The following is a 1,118-nucleotide window of genomic DNA, read 5'->3' on the forward strand; positions in this document are numbered from 1 at the left end:
CTGGATTGTGGATTGTGAACACCGAGATGCCCGGCATTACTTGTTCGTACTGGTCAAAATTTGATGCCGCAACCACACCATCGAAAGGGGCGAGCAATTGGGTATAACGAATCGAATCTTTCGCACGGCGTATATTCTGTTCTACGACTTTAACCGCCGCTTCACTTCGCTCGTACCCGCTGATTGCACGGTCTAGGTTAACATCGGCAATCGCATTATCAGCGATGGCTTGTTTTACTCGTACAAGTTCGGATGTCGCCAATTTGTGTGCAGATTTAGCTTCAAGGGCTCGTGCTTGTAACTCTTCTAACGCGACTTGATAGTCATGAGGGTCTAGTTGCGCAAGGGGTTGGCCTTTCTTTACTGAATCACCAACAGAGACCATCATATTTTGAATAGTGCCAGGCACACGAAACGCAACGCCAGCCGTTTCCGATGATTGTATCTTGCCAGTAAAAGACTTTTCAGCCGTATGTGAAAGAGGTTCAAGTTGAATCACTTGAATTGGTCGAGCTTGTTTTTGAGGCGCAGTCGCCTCTGAGTCATTACAGCCAAACAGGGCGGTTAAGCTTAGTGCAATGACTGTATATTTGAATATAGGTGTCTGTTGAAAAGTAGACGAACGTTGAAAAATAGATGAATGTTGAAAGATAGGCTTCATGGATTGCTCCTCTTGAATTTATGAAGCGATTCTATCTTTCTATTTCGTTAGGATAATCTAGCCTGCTCGTGAAACACTGTCACAATATTCATTACAATAGTTAGAGTTTCGGAAGTTCTTGTAATAGAAAATCAATCAAAAGCTGTGCTGAATGGCTTAACGCTTTACGCTGAGGGTAGAGCAACCATGCTTCTTCTTTTTGAAGATTGTCGTCGGGGAATAGGTTAATCAAGCTACCGTCTTTGAGCTGATGTCGCACCAAAAGTTCTGGTAACAACGCGATACCTCTATGTCGAATAACACCGCCTTTAACAAAGCCAATGCTGTCACTGACGACCGAAGGTTCTACTTTGATGGTGTGATCTTTGATGTCCCATTCTTTATCGATGTCCCCACTTGGCCACCTGAAGCAAACAAATGGGTAATTAGTGAGCTCTCTTAGGCTTGAAGGCTTGCC

The 1,118-nt window shown here is 44.1% G+C and carries 2 protein-coding genes; both read right to left on the minus strand.

The genetic code is table 11. The annotated features are described in order from the left end of the window. On the minus strand, window positions 1-661 hold a 661-nt coding region (locus AB4653_RS26325), incomplete at its 3' end, for an efflux RND transporter periplasmic adaptor subunit (RefSeq protein WP_372105700.1). A gap of 100 nt (window positions 662-761) precedes the next feature. Next, a partial coding sequence (locus tag AB4653_RS26330) for a LysR substrate-binding domain-containing protein (protein WP_372105701.1) occupies window positions 762-1,118 on the minus strand: 357 nt, incomplete at its 5' end.

This window comes from Vibrio sp. 10N.222.48.A3 (assembly GCF_041475345.1).
GTDB lineage: Bacteria > Pseudomonadota > Gammaproteobacteria > Enterobacterales > Vibrionaceae > Vibrio > Vibrio tasmaniensis_A.